The organism is Hyalangium versicolor, assembly GCF_020103695.1.
Classification (GTDB): Bacteria; Myxococcota; Myxococcia; order Myxococcales; family Myxococcaceae; genus Hyalangium; species Hyalangium versicolor.
The window spans coordinates 435770-454958 of the sequence record NZ_JAHXBF010000006.1; the positions used below are offsets into that span (position 1 = coordinate 435770).

Below are 19189 nucleotides of genomic sequence, written 5' to 3' on the forward strand. Positions count from 1 at the left end.
ACGAGCATGCAACCGGTTTTTCACCCAACCCGGCACGTAGGCGTGCTTGAATGTGACGTATGAGGGAGGGTGCATGAGGGAGATGCTGCCGGACGATTGGCGCGCGGTATTGAAGGAGACGCTGGAGTCCCCCACGTTCCGCAAGCTCGAGCGCTTCGTGGAGGGGGAGCGGAAGCAGCACACCGTCTATCCCCCCGAGGAGGATCTCTTTTCGGCGTTCCGGTTGACACCGTACGAGGGCGTCCGGGTGTTGTTGCTGGGGCAGGATCCGTATCACGGGGCCGGGCAGGCGCACGGGCTGGCGTTCTCGGTCCGGCCAGGGGTGGCACTGCCGCCCTCGCTGGTGAACATCTTCAAGGAGCTCCAGAGCGACCTGGGGATGCCGCCACCCACGAGCGGCTCGCTGGTGCGCTGGGCGGAGCAGGGGGTGCTGTTGCTCAACGCGGTGCTCACGGTCCGTGAAAGCGAGGCCAACAGCCACGCGGGGCAGGGCTGGGAGGACTTCACGGATTCGGTCATCCGGGCGGTGAATGCGAAGCCGGAGCCGGTGGTGTTCCTGTTGTGGGGCAACTACGCGCGCAAGAAGCGCAAGCTCATCGACACCGGGCGGCACGACATTATCGAATCGCCACACCCCTCGCCGCTGTCAGCCATGGGAGGCTTCTTCGGCAGCCGTCCGTTCAGCCGGATCAACGACGCGCTGGTGTTGCATGGACAACCGCCCATCGACTGGCACCTGCCCTCGGAGGCTACACGCGGTTCGCGTTCCTAGCCGTGCCTGTGCGCTGTCCGACAGTCATTGGGGCAGGAATGCCCGGCGACCCGACAGGTTGGAGCAGGATGGGGGTGATCCATGTCCCAGATCGGCGTCCCATCCGCGAGTCTTCTCCCGAACCACCGGGACGCTCATCGTTCCGAGGGGCGTGACGCGCGAGATGAGGGCATCGACACCGCCCTCTTCGAGCAGATGGCGGAGGGCGTCACTGTCTTCCGGCGGGACGCGACCTACCGATACGTCAATGCATTCGCCGAGCGCCTTCTTGGCAAGTCGCGGCAGGAGCTGGTCGAGCACTGCATCTGGGACGTCTTCCCCGGGGCAGGGGAGAGCGCATTCCATCGTGCGTTCCTCCAGGTCGTCGAGACGGGCCATGCGCTGGAGATCGAGCACTGTTACAAGCCCTGGGACCGCTGGTTCCGGCAGCGGCTCTACCTCCGCGGCGAGCTCATCTACGTGTTCTCGCAGGACGTGACGGAGCAGAAGCGTGCCGAGCTCGAGCGCGCCGAGTCCTACCAGTTCACCGAGCAGCTCTATGAACAGGCGCGGCTGGCGCAGCAGCGCGCCGCCTTCCTGGCCAGGGCCAGCGAGGTGCTGGCGTCCTCTCTGGATTCAGACGAGATCCTCCGCAGCCTGGCGTATCTGGCCGTTCCGACGCTCGGGGACTGGTGCGCGGTGGATGTGGCCACGGATGAGGGCGCGGTCCGGCGGGTGGCCACCGTGCACCTGGAGGCCGAGCGCCTCGCTCAGGGAGAGGCATTCCAGGCGAAGTACCCCGTCACCCTCGAGGACCCCCACGGCATTGGCAAGGTGCTGCGCACGGGTATCTCGCAGTACGTGCTGGAGGTCTCGGACGAGCTCCTCGACCAGAGTCTCTCGGACCCCGAGCGCCGCCACGACGTTCGGGAGCTTGGGGTCAAATCCATCATCATCGTCCCGCTCAGCAGCCGGGGCCGGACGCTGGCGGCCCTCTCGCTCATCTACGCGGACTCGAATCGGCGGTACACACAGGCGGATGTGCAGCTCGCGGAGGATCTGGCCCGGCGCGCGGCGACGTCCCTGGACAATGGCCTGCTCTATAAGGAGGCCCAGGAGGCCATCCAGGCGCGAGACTCTTTCCTGTCCGTCGCCTCCCACGAGCTGAACACTCCGCTCACTTCGCTCAGCCTGAACATCCAGGCGCTGCAGCGGGCCCTCCAGCAGGCGTCCGCGGGCTCCAGCACTCCACTCCAGGAGACGGCGACCGTGAAGCTCCAGGCGGTGCACCGGCAGATCTCCCGCCTGGCCAACCTGATCCACGAGCTGTTGGACGTGTCCCGCATCACCGCGGGCAAGCTCCGGCTCGAGCCCGAGGAGGTGGAGCTGACCTCGCTCACGCGCGAGCTGGTGCCACGCTTCGCGGAGGACCTCTCCCGGGCTGGCTGCGAGCTGAGGATGGTGACCCCTGAGGCGCCCGTGGTGGGGTACTGGGATCGGCTGCGCGTGGAGCAGGTCCTCCAGAACCTGCTGTCGAACGCCCTCAAGTACGGGCCGGGCTTTCCCATCCAGCTCCACATCTCCGCGGACGCGCGGTCGGCCCGGGTGGTGGTGAAGGACAAGGGCATCGGCATCTCGATCGAAGATCAGTCCCGGCTCTTCCAGCGCTTCGAGCGCCTCGCCAGCGAGCGGCACTACAGCGGATTCGGGCTGGGGCTGTGGATCGTCCGGCAGATCCTGGACGCCATGGGCGGGAGCATCCACGTGGAGAGCGCTCCGGGGCAGGGCTCGGTCTTCACGGTGGAACTGCCGCTGCGCCCTCCGCCGCTCTGCTAGGGTGGAGGCGTGTGGCTGCTCTGGGGAGTCCTCCACTTCATCTGTGCGGTGTTCGCCGTCACCGGCATCGCGTTCCTCGTCGCGGGGCTGAAGGACGCCTGGAAGGCGGCCCGCACCCGGAGCTGGCCCACGGCTCCTGGCATCATCGTCTCCGCCGAGGAATTGCAGCACTCCCGGCAGATGCCCGCCGAGGCCGGAGGCGGCTCCCGCATCCACTATGAGGCGCGGATCCACTACGAATACACCGTCGGCCGAGTCCATATCGGCTCGACGGTTGTAAGGCTCGGCCCCACGGAGTCGACCCATGAAGTGGGGGTGCAGTCCACACTCGCCAGATACCTCCCTGGCCAACAGGTCCGGGTCTCCTATAACCCAGGGGATCCGACCGATTCGGTCCTCGAGCCGGGCCTTCGCCCTCTGGATTTCACTCGGGCTATCGTGGGGCTGGTGCTGCTGGGAGTTGCGGTGTCGATGGAACTCGTGGCGCGCTGGTTCGCCGCGAAGGTGTAGGTCTCTTGGCCCATGAAAACCTAACGGGTGCAATGGGATCAAAATGATCGCGGCCCTGAAGCAACCGCCCCCCCAACCCGGCGATAATCCAGCAACGACTCATTCCTATCGAGGTTGCCGTCATGTCCGTCCGCTCTACGAACTCGTCTGGCTCCGGCCTGGTCAATCGTTCCACCACGCAGGACAAGCCTGCTGCCACGTCCGAGAAGAACACGGTGGCGCAGCCGAAGTCCTCGGGCCTGCCGGACCAGTTGCAGAGCAGCTTCGAGCGGAGCGGGGAGATCAACCGGAACTGGAACAAGACGTACAGCTCGGACCGCCCCATGTACACGCCGAAGCTGCCCACCACGGGCGTGGGCGGGGCGCTGGCGGGCCTGCTGGGCAAGCTGCCGAAGCTCACCAAGGAGGGCAGCTTCGAGAAGGGCGTCTCCGCTTACAAGAAGGAGGGCAGCTTCGGAGACCCGAACGGCGTCGCCTCCGGTACGTACAAGTTGAGCGCGCTCGAGGCCTCGGTGAATGGCAAGGGCTCGGTGACGCTGGAGAACGGCGCCCTTTCGGCGCACGGTGAGGTGCACGCCCAGGCCACGCTGCTCGACGCGGCGGCCAACTTCCGCGCGAAGCTGGGCCCGGTGTCCGCCGACGGCGAGGCCCACGCCTACGCGGGCGTGAAGGCCAACGCGAGCGGCGACGCCATCATCGATCCGATCAACGGCAAGTACGTGCTGGATGCCGGTGCGGATGCGTTCGCGGGCGCCCGTATCGGCGCGTCGGCCAACGTGAACCTGGGTGACTACGGCGGCGTGCACGGCACTGCGGAGGCCTGGGCGGGCATCGGCGTGACGGCCAAGGCGCACGTGGGCCTGGAGAACGGCCGGTTCTCGGCGCGCTTCGAGCTCGGCGCGGCGCTCGGCCTCGGCTTCAAGCTGGGCTTCGGTGTCGACATCAACTTCAAGAAGATCGGTGAGGGCATCAAGAACATCTTCAAGAAGCCGGTCGAGATCGTGAAGAACGTCGGCGAGAAGGTCGGCAACTTCTTCAAGAGCGCGGCCTCGGGCGTGACGAACGCCGTGAAGGACGCGGGCCACGCCATCGCCGAGGGCGTCAAGTCGGTGGGCAAGGCGGTGGGCGACACCGTCAAGAAGATCTTCAGCGGCTGGTGATGTGAGCCCGGGTGGCGGGCCTGTTGTCGCGGTCCGCCATCAAGCCTGAAGAACCTTGGAGGGGCAGGGGCGCGGCTCGCGTCATCTGCCCCTTTTCTGTTATCTGGGACTGCATGAGCACTCCACATTACGAGACCCTCCTGAAGTCGGGTGATCTGGTGCAGGGACGTGCGGAGGCCGAGGCGGCCCTCAAGCGCGATCCGAAGGACCGCCGGGCCCTGCTGGCGCTGGCGAAGCTGGCGGCGTTCGAAGGCGACGAGGCCCGGGCGGAGTCGCTCCTGGCGCGCGCGGCCGGTGGCACCCAGAAGGACGAAGAGGACGCCATGCTGGTGAAGGCGGCGCTCCTCATGCGGAAGGGAGATCCGCAGGCGGCGGGGCAGCTGTACCTGAAGCTGGCGGAGGATCCGCCGCGCGCCGAGGCGCTGTACGGCGTGGGCTTCCTGCTGGCCGAGGCGGAGGAGAACGAGCTGGCGCGCAAGGCGCTGCAGAAGGCGGTGGATCTCGAGCCCCAGGAGGCCGTGTACCACTTCCAGCTGGCGCGGGTGCAGTTCGCGCTGGGGCAGATGAAGGAGGCCTTCGAGCACCTGGAGACGTCGCTCAAGCTGAACCCGGCGCACATTCCTTCCTACGTGGTGTTCGCGATCGCGATGCAGGCGGGTGGTGAGCTGGACGCGGCGGAGGACATCCTGCGCCAGGGCCTCAAGGCGTTCCCGGAGGATCCGTACCTGCTGCAGTCGTTGTGCAACGTGCTGGCGGCGAAGGGGGACTGGGCGGGAGCGGCGGAGGCTGCGGAGAAGCTGGCGAGTGTGCAGCCGAACCATCCGGCGGCGATCAGCAACCTGGCGCGTTTCCGGATGGTGCAGCGCCGGTTCGGCGATGCGCTCTCGCTGTGCCAGGCGTTGGCGGAGCGGGGGATGGCCACGGTGGAGAGCCGCTCGGTGGAGGCGATGATCTACGAGGCGATGAATCCCCCGGATCTCGAGGGCGCGGCGGCGGCATGGCGCGCGGCGATGGCGCTGGATCCGAAGGAGTGGGGGGCGGCCAACAACCTGGGCAACCTGCTCATGCGGATGCCGGAGCTGCCGGACGCGGCGAAGCAGGCGCGAGAGGTGTTGGAGGAGGGCCTGCGCCGGAGTCCGGATCGTCCCGAGTTGCAGCTCAACCTGGCGCTGGCGTGCATGAAGCTGGGCGACAAGGCGAAGGCGAAGGAGTTGGCGAAGGTGCTGGTGGGGCGCGGGCCGTCGTTGGAGGAGTCGATCCGCCAGCAGGCCGAGCAACTGCTCAAGCACGCCAACTGAGCACGGACGCCCGAGGACGCAGGCGCTGCCTATGACTGGACTGCGTTGGGGCCGGGTGTGGCTGCTGGCCCTTGTTGCGTTGGTGGCCTGCGCGACACCCTCTATCCGAGCGAATGAGCCCGCTGGGTGCGAAGAGGCGGCGGAAGCCGTCTCCTTCGAAGAAGCGTGCGTGGAGGAGAGCAGCCTGCTGGTGCTCTGCGCCGGAGAGCGCTGTGGGCTCTACCGATGCCGCGAGGTGATGGAGGCCTCTTCTGCTGGGCGTGTGGTGCTCGCCCGGGGGGCGGTCTTGGCGCTACCCCAGGCCCAAGGAGGGGCGCAGCGATACTGGGGGAGCGCGCAGGAGTTGCCACAGGACTCGCGCCCGGTGTTCATCATTCCGTGGGATGCGAAGCCAGAGCTGCTACCCAGCCAGAAACAGGCGCTGGAGGCGGCGGCTTCTGAACGCAAGAAGCCACACGAGCGGCACCCCATCTTTCCGCAAGCGTTCAGGGCCTGGTTTGCCGAGAGGGGCATCGACATCGACGAGTACGTGATGCCGCTGGCGGTGGAGAAGCACCGCAGCATTCATCGTGGGGAGCGGGGAGGTCCTTGGAATGATGCATGGCGGAAGTTCATCGAGAGCCACCAACAGAGGGTGACGAAAGCCGAGATCTATCGGTATGCGGGACAGCTCCTCTACGAGTTCCAGCTGTTCGGCCCCGTGGTGCCGTATTGGAAGCAGCCGCCACCGCTGTCTTCGGGGCAGTGAGGGGCTATGCGATTCTACTGGCTGCGCAGTGTCCCGCATCCGCGTTACTCGGGCTGGTACACGTACGGGCACAAGTGGAGCTTGCCTGGCGTGCACTGTCCTGCGTGCCATGACACCTGGGCGGCGACAGGACATGCCTATCCCTCAGTGGATCTGTCGCATCTGCCCGCTTCCGAGCAGAAGAAGTATCTCCCTCGAGTGGAGGAGGACTATGCGGAGTTCGAGCGGCTGCGCGAGCAGGTGCGTCCGCTGGTACCTCCTGGAGTTCCCCTCTGGCCCGGTACCCAGCTCGGCCCGATGAATGGCGCGGCCCAGGGAGAGTTCGCTCCGCTGGTCCTGGTGAATTCATGGGAACTGTTGATGTGGCGAGAGCGGTTCGAGCGCCTTCAGGCCGAAAGTTTGATGGGCCTGAAGGGTTGCCGCACGGAGTTGCGCTTCCGCAAGAAGAGCCCGCCGGAGTTGCTGGAGATGGAACTGCTGCCCAGGGGAGAGCTTCACCCGGAATGCCTGCCTCCACGCCCGCCACCTTGCCCGAAGTGTGGGGGAGATGGCTTCAAGCTTCCGGATGAGCCTGTCCTGCTCGAAGCCTCTCTACCGCAAGATCTGGATCTGTTCCGGCTGGCCGGAACGATGATCCTCGCTACCGAGCGCTTCGTGGAGACCGTGCGGCGCCTGGGCTACGAGCAGGACATTGCCTTCCGCGAACTATCGGCGCGCTGAGTGGCCTACCATTCCTACGGAGCGCAGTAGGTGGCCCGGTCGAACACGCCTGTCACCGTGATGGTGGAGCCGGAGCGCACGACGAACTCGCTGGCGCCCACGTGCGTGTCGGCGTTGCACCAGTCATAGGTGTAGCCCAGCCCCGTCCACGGGTACTGCGTCGTCTGCCAGAAGCCATAGCTGTACGAGTAGTTGCCGTTGATCCAGTTCTTGTGCTCGGTGGTCGCCGTGGGCGGGAACGTCAGGCTGCACGAGGTGTCGTCGATCTCCGAGTCCGGACACGGCCGGAACATGTCGCCAGGCTTCACCCACGCCTCCACGAAGAAGCGCGCATTGTCCGCATCGCCGGCCGGGGGCAGGCCGAGGAACTGGTTGATGCGCGGGACGATCTTCTCCGCCGACAGCGTCTTGCACAGCTCCTGGACCTGGGGCGCCGCCGTCATCCACACCTCGCGCGTCAGCGTCATGTCTCCCGGCTGGTAGCCCGTGAAGGTGGTCCAGATCGCCATCCGCACCGCCGTCTTGTCCGCGTTCCAGATCAGCTTCGGGTTGGACGGGGTGATGGCCCATAGGCCCGTATAGACATCCGCCGCGTCGGGTTCCGCGGCATCTCGGACTCCATCCGAGTAGGTCTGCGCATCGCACGTCAGCTCCTGCGGCGGAAGAGGCTCCTGGGTGTCATCGCCGCCGCAGGCAGTCAGCGACAGCAGGGCCGTGATTCCGGTCAGCCAGTGGATGCGAAGCAGGTTCTGCACGTTCATTCGGTTCTTCTCCTCGGAGGGGGTCGAATCAGCCTTGGGGGCTGGGGTGTCTCAGGGGTTGCGAGCTGGTCTGCAGTTCGCGTGCCTGTCTCCCAGGGAGGGAGACCCGCTTCGAAAGAGAGAGGCCACGGGTGGCGAGAGCTACAGCGCCCGCAGCAGCGGATCCGCACTCACCTCCAGGCCTCCACGGACAGTGCCGGGCGGCGCGACATGGGCCCCACCGATAAACGCGTTCGTGGTGGGGGCCACGGTGAAGGCATAGCGCCCCGACGCGTTGTCGATGACGAGATCGCTGAAGGAGCCCGTGATCTGAGTGCTGCCATTCAGGCAGAAGTTGCTGACTCCAGAGAAGGGAGAGCTCGAGTCGAAGCTCACGGAGACCTCATCCGTTCGACCGTCGATGACGAAGCTCACCGTATCGCCTGGCCTCGCGACAGGAGGAGAGGGGTGGTAGCTCACGCCTTGAGGTTGGATGTAGACGGTCAGGATGGCCATATCGCGCGCAGAGTGCAGGCGTCGTACCGCCCTTGATGCATCTCCCAGGATGGAAGGCCTCCGCGCCACAGGCGGAAACCGACGCGGCTGACACGTCAGCGGTATGTCACTGACGTGTCAGCGTGGCCCTCGATCAGTGAGCCTGCGAGTGCGTTGAGAAGGCGGAGTCGAGCAATCCAGCCGACTCTGTTCTCCGGTGAGAGACACCCTGAGACCACCGCAGGTTCCACCCTGCGTGAAGGTCCTTCGAGCACTCGGAATGAGACTGGCTTAAACTCGTCCCATGGCGAAGACCGCACCCCGCAGCAAGGCCCCTGCGAAGAAGAAGCCCACCCGCGCCGCTGCCTCCAAGCAGCGCACGCCTCCTGTGAAGGCGAAGCGGCGCGAGACTCCCGTAAAATCCACTCCGGTCCGTGAGACTCCCAAGAAGGCTCCCCAGCCTCTCGAGGCTGTCGTTGTCGAAGCCGAGATCGTCGAGCCCCAGCCCACTCCGAAGGCGCTGCCCGCGGGCGAGGCCGTGGACAAGGGCCGCGCGCTCCCCTTCGAGATCGATCCCAAGCGCGTGGAGGAGAGCCTCAAGAAGCTCCAGGGCGAGATGGTCCACTGGGCCAACAAGGGCCGCTACACCAAGGTCCGGTTCAAGTTCCGGGGCAAGCAATTGCTGCCGGACCTGCCGCTGGCCGCCGTGGTGGCCGCCGAGGGCCTCAGCTTCTATTGGGGCGGCATCCTCCGGGTCCTCATCGCCAACGTGGTGGGCAAGAGCGTGCTCCAGGTGGAGTTCATCAACGACTCGGAGAAGCGGGTCCAGGCCGGCAAGGAGGCGCTCCTGTCCGGTGACGTGGACCAGGCGCTCGAACTCTTCCGTGAGGCCCTCTCGATGGACCGCGACAACGCCGCGGCCTACCTCAACGAGGGCGTGGCGCTGAAGCTCAAGGGAGACCGCGACGGAGCCCTGGTTGCTTTCGAAAAAGCCAGGGAAAAAGACCCGGAAGGACCCATTGGAACCGAGGCCGAGCGGCTCGCCGCTCCCCTGCGTCCCAAGAGTGTTGCCTAGCCTCTCCCACACCGGCCGGGCGGACCTGCCAACACCCCCCCGTTTCCCCTGTTGACGCAGGAAGATCCGAGGGTTACGAACGCTCCCACGCAGCGCGGAGGCCCTCCTTCTAGCGGCCCCGCCCCTACCTTCCAGAGCGTTCAAAGCCCATGGCCGACGACACCACTGACAAGCCGGCAACGCCCCCCGCGCCCCCTCCGGGCGGCGTTGGGGAGTTGATCCCCGTCAACATCGAAGACGAGATGCGCCGCTCGTATCTCGACTACTCCATGTCCGTCATCATCGGGCGCGCGCTGCCCGACGTGCGTGACGGCTTGAAGCCCGTGCATCGCCGGGTCCTCTACGCGATGCACGAGTTGGGGAACACCCACAACCGCGCGTACAAGAAGAGCGCCCGCGTGGTGGGTGACGTGATTGGTAAGTACCACCCGCACGGTGACAGCGCGGTGTACGACGCCATGGTGCGCCTGGCCCAGGAGTGGAGCCTGCGCTACCTGCTGGTGGACGGGCAGGGCAACTTCGGCAGTGTCGACGGCGACTCGCCCGCGGCCATGCGTTACACGGAAGTGCGCATGGACCGCCTGGCCGAGGAGCTGCTGGCGGACATCGACAAGGAGACGGTGGACTTCGGGCCCAACTACGACGACTCGCTGACCGAGCCGCTCGTGATGCCCTCGAAGTTCCCCAACCTCCTGGTGAACGGCAGCAGCGGCATCGCCGTGGGCATGACGACGAACATCCCGCCCCACAACATGGGCGAGGTGATCGACGGCACGCTGCACCTCATCGACCATCCAGAGTCCACCGTCCAGGACCTGATGAAGTTCATCCCGGGGCCGGACTTCCCCACCGCGGGCATGATCACCGGCCGCGAGGGCATCCTCCGCGCCTACACCACGGGCCGCGGGCAGATCACCCTGCGGGGCAAGACGGAGATCGAGGAGAGCAAGAAGGGAGACCGTGAGGCCATCATCATCACGGAGATCCCCTACCAGGTGAACAAGGCGCGGCTCATCGAGAAGATCGCCGACCTGGTGCGCGAGAAGAAGCTGGAGGGCATCAGCGACATCCGCGACGAGAGCGACCGGCAGGGCATGCGCATCGTCGTCGAGCTCAAGCGCGATGCCATCTCCGGGGTGGTGCTCAACAACCTGTACGCCACCACTCCGCTGGAGACGACGTTCGGCGCGGTGATGCTGGCCATCGACGGTGGGCAGCCACGCACGCTCACGCTCAAGGAGCTGCTGGACCGGTTCATCGCGCACCGCCGCGATGTCGTCACCCGCCGCAGCCGCTACGAGCTGAAGAAGGCGCTGGCTCGCCTGCACATCGTCGAAGGCTTGCTGGTGGCGCAGGACCTCATCGACCTGGTGGTGAGCCTGATCCGGGCCTCGAAGGATCCGGACGAGGCGCGGTGGGGGTTGATGCACATCCTGTCGCCGGCGCTGTACGAGAACCCGAACTTCCGCAACCTGCAGCGCATCGACTACGCGCAGGCCAAGGCGCAGATGGAGCTGCTGGTCAGCCGCGCGCGCGCCGAGGAGCCCAGCTACGGTGGGTTGGAGCACAAGTACGAGGGCGCGGGCTTCAGCGAGGATCAGGCGCAGAACATCCTCGAGATGCGGTTGCAGCGCCTCACGGGTCTGCAGCGCGAGGAGCTGTTCAAGGAGCTGATCGCGCTGGTGCGGGACATCGTCCGGCTGCGGGACATCCTGTCCAACGAGCGCAGCCTGCTCAACGTCATCAAGACGGAGCTGCAGGACATTCGCGCGCGCTACAGCGACAAGCGCCGCACGGAGATCACCGGCGAGGTGTCCGAGATCACCAGCGAGGACCTGATCGCCGAAGAGGACATGGTCGTCACGCTGTCTCACACGGGCTACGTGAAGCGCTCGCCGCTGAGCGAGTACCGGGCGCAGAAGCGCGGCGGCCGAGGCAAGACGGGCGCCACGACGAAGGAAGACGATTTCGTCACGGACCTGTTCGTGGCGAGCACGCACGCGTACCTGATGCCCATCACGACGAAGGGCAAGCTGTACTCGTTGAAGGTGCACCAGATTCCGCAGGCGAGCCGCACCTCGCGAGGCAAGGCCATCGTGAACCTGGTGCAGTTTGGCGAGGGTGAGAAGCTGGCGCAGGTGCTGGTGACGCGGGACTTCCCGGAGAACCGGTACGTCTTCTTCGTGACCAAGCGCGGCGTGGTGAAGCGCACGGACCTGAGTGCGTTCTCCAACGTGCGAGCCAGCGGTCTGATCGCGCTGGGCATTGACGATGGAGATGAGCTGGTGGCGGTGAAGATCACTGATGGGAGCAAGGACATCCTCCTGTCGACGGCTCAGGGCATGAGCATCCGCTTCCCGGAGGAGGAGGTCCGCTCCATGGGGCGGCAGGCCTACGGCGTGAAGGGCATCACGCTGGAGGAGGGCGACGAGGTGGTGGGCGCGGACGTGGTGGAGAAGGGAACCACGATCCTGACGGTGACGGAGAACGGCTACGGCAAGCGCACCGAGGAGGCCGAGTACCGGAGCCAGGGCCGCGGCGGCAAGGGCATCATCGACATCAAGACCACCGAGCGGAACGGCAAGGTGGTGGGTTTGGTGCAGGTGAAGGATGGGGACGAGGTGATGCTCGTCACCAACGGCGGGATGCTCATCCGCATGAAGGCGAAGGAGATCTCCGTCATCGGCCGCAACACGCAGGGCGTGCGGCTGATCGCGCTGGAGAACGGCACGGAGAAGGTGACGGGCATCTCCAAGCTGCCGGAGTCGACCGAGTCCGAGGAGGACACTGGCTCAGGCTCGGGTGAGACGCAGGGCACCGAGTCATCCGAGGCCGAGCCGTCGCCTTCCGACACCGAGAGTTCTGAGTCCACAGAGGGCAGCACGGACACGGACACGGACAGCGGCTCTCCTGAAGAGAGCTGAGCCCGGTGGAACCCTCGCCCCTCTGTGTCTGGCAGAGGGGTGGGAGCTGCTTCAGCGGCCTCACCGTCCGGCTTTGCGGATCTTGGATGCGGCCCGAGCCAGCGCTTCGTCGAGGCTGGCTTTCGTGTCATTCAGCCAGCGCTTCTCTACCTGTGCGTAGATCCGGGTCATTCGTTGGCGTGCGGTAGAGGCGAGGGAAGCCAGTTCCGAACGTTGGCGTCGCCCCTTCGGGGCTTGGGTGTTCTCAGTCGCGCTGGACATCGTCTCCATCAGCACGTGCAGATCGTGCAGTTCCCCCAGCGTGTCCTGGAGTTCCTTGAGCTGGTCGATCAGCTCCTCCGCGCTTTCGAGGGAATCGAAGGGTTCCAGCAGGTAGCGCACGCGTTTGGCAGCGATGCGAGCCTTGTGGCAGCCCTCGATGTCGGCCATTCCTTCGATGCGGTCCAGCCGCTCGCGGAGACGCCGGCCTCGGCGCAGCACCTGCTTCGAGGAGTACTTCCCGAAGGTGCGCGCGTCCTCGTCCTCAGCGCGGTGAAGTTGCCGACGCAGGCGTCTGGCGAGTCGGGGAAAGTCACGGGTGAATCGCTCGCGGATCACTCGCAACAGCTCTGCGTGGTGCTCGGTGAGCCGGGAGTGGAGACGGGCTGCGGGGCTAGAGGAGGACTGGCGGCTTGGGGAGTGCTCAGCGATCCAGCCCGCCTGGACCTCGGCGTCGCGTGCCGGGTTGGTGAGGCGGGTGAGCTCTTTCAGGGCTTCGAGGCTCCGAGCGGGTACGGCTTCGGAGAAGAGCTTGCTGTAGGTGGTCAGGTACGTGCGCAGGTGGCGCAGGGCGACGCGGAGATCATGCAGTGCCTCTGTGTCCTCGGAGTCGGGCAGGCGCTCGACGGCAGCCACGGCCTCCTCCAGGTGCTGGAGCATGAGCTTCCGTGCTCCCTTCACCGCAGACTTGTGAGCGAGCTTCTTGGAGGCGGACGCCACGAACGTTGAACCCCCTCCACACCGGAGCGGTGTAGCTGTTCGATTCCGAGCGTGGGTGCTCCCATGCGGAACTTCAAGCGTCCGGAGGAGCAGGCGCGAAGGGATGATGAGATACTTGGCGTTGGGTGGCCCTTGGGACTGCCGGGTTGTGGGGCAATGGAGTGGACTGTCGGCCGCTCAGCGAGGGGCCGGGCGTGGAGTGCCGGGGTGCAATGAACCCGGTCCCCTATACGTAGGAGGAGACATGAACGCTTCGGGTCTTCGCGGAATGGGGTCCCGGTTCTTCCGGTACCTGAGAGACGGTCGTGTCCCCCTGTGGAAGAAGCTCGCCGGGCTGCTGGCGGTCATCTACTTCGTGTCTCCGGTGGATGCGATCCCGGACGTCATTCCCGTCCTGGGTTGGTTGGACGATCTCGGCGTCCTGTCCGCCGCGGCCTTCTGGATGGTGCGCCAGGTTCAGGCGTACCGGCCCGAGGTGACGCCTACCGGAGTGCCGCACGACATGGATGGGCGCTCGCGTCTGCCGCCAGTGCGCGATTCCCTCTGACGGGGCTCTGCTGCGAGGGCAGGGCGCGGTGGACGTGCCGCCAACGAGGTAGCTATCTTGGAGGCAACGAGGAGCCTCTCATGGTCGAGGTCGAAGCACCCCTGGCGTCACTCGGGACGCCGCACCGCTTCACGGTGGATGCCTACCATCGGATGCTGGAGACCGGCATCCTCGATGAGGACGACCATGTCGAGCTACTCGAGGGGGTCATTGTCGAGATGTCTCCACAGGGCAAGGCGCACGCAGGGGTCATCGTCCGGTTGACTCGTCTCTTGGTGCTGAGCCTGGGAGAGTCTTTCGATGTTCGGCCCCAATTGCCGCTCACGTTGGATGAGCAGAGTGAACCCGAGCCAGATCTTGCCGTCGTACCAGCAGGTGCCGAGGGCTCGGCCGAGCACCCGTCTCACGCACTCTTGGTGGTGGAGGTGGCAAATGCCTCGCTCGCGCGAGATCGCGAGGTGAAGGCCCGCCTTTACGCTCGCGCGTCCATTCCAGAGTACTGGCTCGTAGACGTGGGGCGGAAGAGCATCGAGGTGTACCGGGACCCTGATGCGACTCAGGGTCGTTACCGGAGCCGGGAAGTGCGCTCCGGTGGGGAAGTGCTCGAGTGCCGGGCGCTGCCGGGCGTCTCCCTGCCGCTGCTGCGGATCTTCGGCTGAGCCTGTCGACGCCTACGCCGCCTTGTGGGTCGCCTCGCGCCACGCTGCGACGATGTGCTCGACGACCTCGGGCACGCCGACGTCCTTGTTCACCTGCGTGAAGAGGAAGGGGCCATCGCCTCGCATCTTCCGCGCGTCGCGATCCATCACGCCCAGGTCCGCGCCCACGTGCGGCGCCAGATCCTTCTTGTTGATGACCAGCAGGTCCGACTGGGTGATGCCAGGGCCGCCCTTGCGAGGCACCTTGTCCCCGCCCGCTACGTCGATCACGTAGATGGTGTAGTCCACCAACTCCCGGCTGTACTGCGCGGCCAGGTTGTCGCCGCCGCTCTCGACGATGAGCAGCTCCGGCTTCACGTCGTGCATCAGCCCCTCGAGCGCGTCGAGGTTGTGGCTGATGTCCTCGCGGATCGCCGCGTGCGGACAGCCTCCCGTTTCCACCGCGCGGATGCGCTCGGTCGGCAGCGCCTTGTTGCGGTGGAGGAACTCCGCATCCTCCTTCGTGAAGATGTCATTCGTCACCACGCCCAGCGAATACTTGTCCCGCATCGCCCGGCAGAGCGCCAGCACGAGCGCCGTCTTCCCGCTCCCCACCGGCCCGCCGATGCCGACCGTGAATGACCGCTGATGGTAGTCGCGAGGCAGGCGGGGCTCTCGCTCCCGGAACAGGCCGGGGCCCGACCAGTGCTCGTGGGTATGCCCGTGGTCATGGTCATGATCGTGATCATGCGCATGCCCGTGATCGTGGTCATGGTCGTGGTCGTGGTCGTGCATGGTGCTCCTCAGGACTGGAAGAGGCGGGAATAGAGTCGATCGTGGGTGGCGCCGAACAGGTCGATGAGCGGCGCCGGTTGGGCCAGCTCGTTCAGGGAGAGCGAGCTACAGCGCTCGAGGATGGTGCTCTGTACCCCGGCCAGCTCGTGCTGGAGCCGCTGCGCCTCGTGCGGACCGAGCAGCCCCAGGCGGACCGCCGCCGAGGCCACTCCGCGCAGTGCCAGGTGCAGGAACAGCTCCTGCGTCTGCTCCAGGGGTACTTCGAGAACCCGGAGCGTGAAGCCGAACATGGGGGCGTAGTGGGCCACCAGGGTGCGAGCGCGGATCGCCGCATGGAGCCGCTGGAGCTCCTCATCGGGGAAGATGCGCGCCGTCGTGGCCACCAGCGTTCGTCCCTGGGTGCGGCTGGTCCGGTTGGCCACGTGGTTGGACAGGAAGGCCTCGCACACAGCATCCAGCTTCGTCGGCTCGGCTCCCGGCGCATATGCGGCGCGCAGGAAGGGCAGGGCCCCATGGCCGGCCTGCCACAGCACTCCTTCGATGAAGGTGCGCAGTGCCGGCGCATCAGACACCTCGCCCTGTTGAGCAGCGGCCTCCAGCCCGGAGGAGTGCGAGAAACCTCCGGTCGGAAAGGCCGAGTCAGCGAGCTGCAGCACGCGCCAGCGGTTCGTCATCGGCTCGAGCTCAGAACAGGCTGAACAGACGGGCCAGGGGAACGGTGGTGGCCGGCTCGCACCGCAGCAGCTCGCCGTCGGCGCGCACCTCGTAGCTCTCCGGATCCACGGTGATGCGCGGGAGCGCGTCGTTCAGCTTCATGTCCTTCTTGCCGATTCCACGGCAGTTGCGCACCGCGACCAGCCGCTTGTTCAGCCCCAGCGCGTTCACCCGCCCCTCCTCCAGCGAGCGCCGCGACACGAAGGCCACGCTGGTGGATCCCGTCGCCCGGCCGAACGCGCCGAACATGGGCCGCATCTGCAGCGGCTGCGGCGTGGGGATGGAAGCGTTGGCGTCTCCCATCTGCGCCCAGGCGATGAAGCCTCCCTTCACCACCAGTTCCGGCCGAGCCCCGAAGAACGCCGGCTTCCACAGCACCAGGTCCGCCAGCTTCCCCACCTCCACCGAGCCCACCTCGTGGCTGAAGCCGTGCGCGATGGCCGGGTTGATCGTGTACTTGGCCACGTAGCGGCGGATGCGCAGGTTGTCGTTGTCACCCCGCTCGTCCTTCAGCCGCCCCCGCTGGTCGCGCATCTTGTGCGCCGTCTGCCACGTGCGGGTGATGACCTCGCCCACGCGCCCCATGGCCTGGCTGTCGCTGGAGATGATGCTGATGGCTCCCAGGTCGTGGAGGATGTCCTCCGCGGCGATCGTCTCTCCGCGGATGCGGCTCTCGGCGAAGGCCACGTCCTCGGGGATGCCCCGGTCCAGGTGGTGGCAGACCATGAGCATGTCCAGGTGCTCATCCAGCGTGTTCACCGTGTAGGGACGCGTCGGGTTCGTCGAGCTGGGGATGACGTTGGGCTCGCCGCACACGCGGATGATGTCCGGAGCGTGGCCTCCGCCCGCGCCCTCCGAGTGGTACGTGTGGATCGTCCGCCCCTTGAACGAGGCGATCGAATCATCCACGAAGCCCGACTCGTTCAGCGTGTCCGTGTGGATGGTGACCTGGATGTCCTCGTCCTCGGCCACGCCCAGGCAGCAGTCGATGGATGGCGGCGTGGTGCCCCAGTCCTCGTGCAGCTTGAGGCCCGCCGCGCCCGCGCGAATCTGGTCCACCAGGCCCGCCGGGTGCGACGTGTTGCCCTTGCCCGTCAGCCCGATGTTCAGCGGCAGCGTGTCCGTGGCCTGCAGCATCAACTCGATGTTCTTCGCGCCCGGTGTACACGTGGTGGCGTTGGTGCCCGTGGCCGGGCCCGTACCTCCGCCCAGGAAGGTGGTGACACCCGACGCAATCGCCTCGAAGGCCTGCTGCGGACAGATGTAGTGGATGTGCGCGTCGATACCTCCCGCCGTGACGATGTGGCCCTCGGCGGAGATGACCTCGGTGGTGACGCCCACGAGCATCCCCGGCGTCACGCCCGGCATGATGCGTGGGTTGCCCGCCTTGCCGATGCCGACGATGCGCCCGTGCTTGATGCCGATGTCCGCCTTGTAGATGCCCGTGTAGTCGACGATGAGCGCGTTGGTGAGCACGCAGTCGAGCGCCTCTCCGTCCCCGATGCCCTCCATCTGCCCCTGCCGGTCGCGCAGCACCTTGCCGCCGCCGAACTTGCACTCGTCTCCATAGGAGGTGAAGTCCCGCTCCACCTCGGCGATGAGGCCCGTGTCTCCCAGGCGCACCCGGTCCCCCGTGGTAGGCCCGTACATGTCCGCGTAGTGGCGGCGATCGAGGGTGCGGCTCATGGAGTGCCTCCTGCCTGCTGCGTCGGAGCGACGGGAACGAGCGTCACGGTCTTCTTGTCTCCGGGCTCGAAGCGGACCGCCGTGCCCGAAGGGATGTCCAGCCGCATGCCCACCGCCTTCGCACGGTCGAACTCGAGCGCGCGGTTGGTGTGCTCGAAGGGATAGTGGCTGCCCACCTGGATGGGGCGATCGCCGCGGTTCTCCACCGCCAGCGAGAGGCGCGGGCGGCCCGGGTTGAGCGCAATCTCTCCGGCCTGGGTGAGCACCTCGCCCGGAGGCGGCGCGGACTCGGTGGGCGCGGCGAAGGCCGAGGCGGCGGGCACGGGTAGGAAGCTGCCGTAGAGCGCCAGCGTCAGGTCTCCCTGCTCGAGCGAGATGGGGTGGTGGACGGTGACGAGCTTTGTTCCATCCGGGAAGGTGCCCTCCACCTGCACTTCGTGGAGCATCTCCGCCACGCCCGGCAGCACTTGCGCCCGGCCGAGCATCCGCCGTCCCAGGTCCATCAACTCGGAGACGCGGCGCCCGTCTCGGATGAGCTCGAGCAATTGGGTGGAGAGGAGTGCGACGGCCTCGGGGTAGTTCAGCCGAAGGCCTCGAGCCAGTCGCTTCTGGGCCAGGAAACCTGCGGCGTGGAGCGTGAGCTTGTCCAACTCGCGCGGGACCAGGTGCATGGGGATCCTCTCAGTGACAACTGGAGGCCATGATGCTGCACCGCGTCAGCTGAGTCACCATTTCCTTGCAAGAGGATCGTCGCCGAGCACCTGGGGCAGGGGCTTGAGCCGGGCCCGTACGGCGGACATGGCTTCCTCGACTGAGGTGGCGGCCACGCGCAGCAGGGCGCCGTCGTCCCCGAGAGGGCTGGCCGTCTCGATGACAGGAGCCCGCCGCCGCAGGGGCTCCAAGGGGCGCAGGAGGGCTTCGCGCAGGGGAGCCACTTCCGGGCCGAAGACGGCGAGCATGGCCAGGGCCTCGAAGCGGCCCATGCGTGCCGGCAGGGGACCTTCCTCGGAGGTGAGGCGGATGGCGTCCAGGAAGAGGGGCGCGCCCGCGCGTTGGATGTGCGTGCGGCTCAGGTAGTGCTCGAAGGCCCAGCGCTCGCCTCTCGCGGCGCGCCCGCAGGTGAAGGCGTCCAGCAGGACGAGCGAGGCCCGAGGCTCGAGCGTGACCGTGGTCTCCTGCGTGTAGCGAGCACCCGTGAAGCAGGCCACGGGATCGGGCAGCAGGACGAGCAATCCCCCCTCACCCACGCGGGCGTGGAGTTCCTGCCGGCAGCCTCGCGGCGAGCGATACACCTTGGTGGCGGACTGGGTGGAGAGCAGGCCGGTGGCGCCGGCGCCGACATCCACCTCGACGTGAATGGAATCTCCATCCACGAGCCCTCCGCCAAAGCTGGCCAGGTAGGCCCAGGCGCCCCGGCCGTGGTTGCGCGGCAGCAGCATCTTGAGAGGGCTGTTGGCGCGTGCGGCACGAACGACCGTTCCCCGAGGCCCACGCTCCAGCGCGAGCACCCCTCTGCCCGGAGCGTGCTCCGGTGCATCCGGTGCATCCTTGAACGCAAGTGCCGCCAAGGCGCT

General features: G+C 66.7%; 19 protein-coding genes. 11 read left to right on the forward strand and 8 right to left on the reverse strand.

Annotated elements, in window-relative coordinates; translation table 11 throughout:
- Positions 1–73: 73 nt before the first annotated feature.
- The 7 genes from KY501_RS15515 to sitI6 all read left to right on the forward strand — a co-directional run bounded on the left by KY501_RS15515 (position 74) and on the right by sitI6 (position 7023).
- Complete coding sequence (locus KY501_RS15515) at positions 74–772, forward strand: uracil-DNA glycosylase (RefSeq protein WP_224363772.1); 699 nt, start codon at positions 74–76, stop codon at positions 770–772.
- 81 nt (positions 773–853) lie between these two features.
- A complete protein-coding gene (locus KY501_RS15520) occupies positions 854–2587 on the forward strand; it encodes a sensor histidine kinase (RefSeq protein WP_224363773.1) in 1734 nt (577 codons plus the stop codon).
- Positions 2588–2596: 9 nt separating this feature from the next.
- Positions 2597–3097, forward strand: a complete 501-nt coding sequence (locus KY501_RS15525) for a DUF3592 domain-containing protein (RefSeq protein ID WP_224363774.1) — start codon at positions 2597–2599, stop codon at positions 3095–3097.
- 122 nt (positions 3098–3219) lie between these two features.
- Complete coding sequence (locus KY501_RS15530) at positions 3220–4257, forward strand: hypothetical protein (RefSeq protein WP_224363775.1); 1038 nt, start codon at positions 3220–3222, stop codon at positions 4255–4257.
- Between the two features lie 113 nt (positions 4258–4370).
- Positions 4371–5555, forward strand: a complete 1185-nt coding sequence (locus tag KY501_RS15535) for a tetratricopeptide repeat protein (RefSeq protein WP_224363776.1) — start codon at positions 4371–4373, stop codon at positions 5553–5555.
- Between the two features lie 31 nt (positions 5556–5586).
- Positions 5587–6303: a SitA6 family polymorphic toxin lipoprotein gene (gene sitA6 / locus KY501_RS15540; protein ID WP_224363777.1), complete on the forward strand. Its 717-nt coding sequence runs from the start codon at positions 5587–5589 to the stop codon at positions 6301–6303.
- Positions 6304–6309: 6 nt separating this feature from the next.
- A complete protein-coding gene (gene sitI6, locus KY501_RS15545) occupies positions 6310–7023 on the forward strand; it encodes a SitI6 family double-CXXCG motif immunity protein (protein WP_224363778.1) in 714 nt (237 codons plus the stop codon).
- Between the two features lie 14 nt (positions 7024–7037).
- Here sitI6 and KY501_RS15550 read toward each other — a convergent pair whose 3' ends face one another.
- Complete coding sequence (locus tag KY501_RS15550) at positions 7038–7784, reverse strand: hypothetical protein (RefSeq protein ID WP_224363779.1); 747 nt, start codon at positions 7782–7784, stop codon at positions 7038–7040.
- Positions 7785–7925: 141 nt separating this feature from the next.
- Positions 7926–8279: a hypothetical protein gene (locus KY501_RS15555; RefSeq protein ID WP_224363781.1), complete on the reverse strand. Its 354-nt coding sequence runs from the start codon at positions 8277–8279 to the stop codon at positions 7926–7928.
- A gap of 283 nt (positions 8280–8562) precedes the next feature.
- On the opposite strand from KY501_RS15555, the gene KY501_RS15560 reads away from it, so the two are divergent.
- Both KY501_RS15560 and gyrA read left to right on the forward strand, forming a co-directional pair.
- Positions 8563–9333 (forward strand): tetratricopeptide repeat protein, encoded by a 771-nt coding sequence (locus KY501_RS15560; RefSeq protein ID WP_224363782.1) that lies wholly within the window; start codon positions 8563–8565, stop codon positions 9331–9333.
- A 149-nt stretch (positions 9334–9482) separates the two neighbouring features.
- Entirely contained in the window at positions 9483–12257 is a 2775-nt protein-coding gene (gene gyrA, locus KY501_RS15565; RefSeq protein ID WP_224363784.1) for a DNA gyrase subunit A, read from the forward strand.
- Positions 12258–12317: 60 nt separating this feature from the next.
- Here gyrA and KY501_RS15570 read toward each other — a convergent pair whose 3' ends face one another.
- On the reverse strand, positions 12318–13235 hold the full coding sequence (locus KY501_RS15570; protein WP_224363785.1) for a CHAD domain-containing protein: 918 nt from the start codon (positions 13233–13235) through the stop codon (positions 12318–12320).
- Positions 13236–13479: 244 nt separating this feature from the next.
- On the opposite strand from KY501_RS15570, the gene KY501_RS15575 reads away from it, so the two are divergent.
- Both KY501_RS15575 and KY501_RS15580 read left to right on the forward strand, forming a co-directional pair.
- Positions 13480–13782 carry a YkvA family protein gene (locus KY501_RS15575; RefSeq protein WP_224363786.1) on the forward strand — a complete coding sequence of 101 codons (303 nt, stop codon included), beginning with the start codon at positions 13480–13482 and terminating at the stop codon, positions 13780–13782.
- A gap of 80 nt (positions 13783–13862) precedes the next feature.
- Positions 13863–14441, forward strand: coding sequence for a Uma2 family endonuclease (locus KY501_RS15580; RefSeq protein WP_224363787.1), 579 nt, complete (start codon positions 13863–13865; stop codon positions 14439–14441).
- A 12-nt stretch (positions 14442–14453) separates the two neighbouring features.
- On the opposite strand, the gene ureG is transcribed toward KY501_RS15580, so the two are convergent.
- Genes ureG through KY501_RS15605 form a run of 5 tightly spaced genes read right to left on the reverse strand, consistent with a single transcriptional unit; the run spans position 14454 to position 19183 of the window.
- Positions 14454–15215 carry an urease accessory protein UreG gene (gene ureG / locus KY501_RS15585; RefSeq protein ID WP_224363788.1) on the reverse strand — a complete coding sequence of 254 codons (762 nt, stop codon included), beginning with the start codon at positions 15213–15215 and terminating at the stop codon, positions 14454–14456.
- Between the two features lie 8 nt (positions 15216–15223).
- On the reverse strand, positions 15224–15889 hold the full coding sequence (locus KY501_RS15590) for an urease accessory protein UreF (protein ID WP_224363789.1): 666 nt from the start codon (positions 15887–15889) through the stop codon (positions 15224–15226).
- A 10-nt stretch (positions 15890–15899) separates the two neighbouring features.
- Positions 15900–17615, reverse strand: coding sequence for an urease subunit alpha (gene ureC, locus KY501_RS15595; RefSeq protein ID WP_224363790.1), 1716 nt, complete (start codon positions 17613–17615; stop codon positions 15900–15902).
- On the reverse strand, positions 17612–18286 hold the full coding sequence (gene ureA, locus KY501_RS15600; RefSeq protein WP_224363791.1) for an urease subunit gamma: 675 nt from the start codon (positions 18284–18286) through the stop codon (positions 17612–17614). The genes ureC and ureA overlap by 4 nt, the downstream gene beginning before the upstream one ends.
- Before the next feature lie 54 nt (positions 18287–18340).
- Positions 18341–19183, reverse strand: a complete 843-nt coding sequence (locus tag KY501_RS15605; RefSeq protein ID WP_224363792.1) for an urease accessory protein UreD — start codon at positions 19181–19183, stop codon at positions 18341–18343.
- Between the last annotated feature and the right edge of the window lie 6 nt (positions 19184–19189).

Coding starts and splice junctions, on each gene's coding strand:
- KY501_RS15515 (WP_224363772.1), top strand. CDS start 74: ATGAGGGAGATGCTGCCGGACGATTGGCGCGCGGTATTGAAGGAGACG.
- KY501_RS15520 (WP_224363773.1), top strand. CDS start 854: ATGTCCCAGATCGGCGTCCCATCCGCGAGTCTTCTCCCGAACCACCGG.
- KY501_RS15530 (WP_224363775.1), top strand. CDS start 3,220: ATGTCCGTCCGCTCTACGAACTCGTCTGGCTCCGGCCTGGTCAATCGT.
- KY501_RS15535 (WP_224363776.1), top strand. CDS start 4,371: ATGAGCACTCCACATTACGAGACCCTCCTGAAGTCGGGTGATCTGGTG.
- sitA6 (WP_224363777.1), top strand. CDS start 5,587: ATGACTGGACTGCGTTGGGGCCGGGTGTGGCTGCTGGCCCTTGTTGCG.
- sitI6 (WP_224363778.1), top strand. CDS start 6,310: ATGCGATTCTACTGGCTGCGCAGTGTCCCGCATCCGCGTTACTCGGGC.
- KY501_RS15550 (WP_224363779.1), bottom strand. CDS start 7,784: ATGAACGTGCAGAACCTGCTTCGCATCCACTGGCTGACCGGAATCACG.
- KY501_RS15555 (WP_224363781.1), bottom strand. CDS start 8,279: ATGGCCATCCTGACCGTCTACATCCAACCTCAAGGCGTGAGCTACCAC.
- KY501_RS15560 (WP_224363782.1), top strand. CDS start 8,563: ATGGCGAAGACCGCACCCCGCAGCAAGGCCCCTGCGAAGAAGAAGCCC.
- gyrA (WP_224363784.1), top strand. CDS start 9,483: ATGGCCGACGACACCACTGACAAGCCGGCAACGCCCCCCGCGCCCCCT.
- KY501_RS15575 (WP_224363786.1), top strand. CDS start 13,480: ATGAACGCTTCGGGTCTTCGCGGAATGGGGTCCCGGTTCTTCCGGTAC.
- KY501_RS15580 (WP_224363787.1), top strand. CDS start 13,863: ATGGTCGAGGTCGAAGCACCCCTGGCGTCACTCGGGACGCCGCACCGC.
- ureG (WP_224363788.1), bottom strand. CDS start 15,215: ATGCACGACCACGACCACGACCATGACCACGATCACGGGCATGCGCAT.
- KY501_RS15590 (WP_224363789.1), bottom strand. CDS start 15,889: ATGACGAACCGCTGGCGCGTGCTGCAGCTCGCTGACTCGGCCTTTCCG.
- ureC (WP_224363790.1), bottom strand. CDS start 17,615: ATGAGCCGCACCCTCGATCGCCGCCACTACGCGGACATGTACGGGCCT.
- ureA (WP_224363791.1), bottom strand. CDS start 18,286: ATGCACCTGGTCCCGCGCGAGTTGGACAAGCTCACGCTCCACGCCGCA.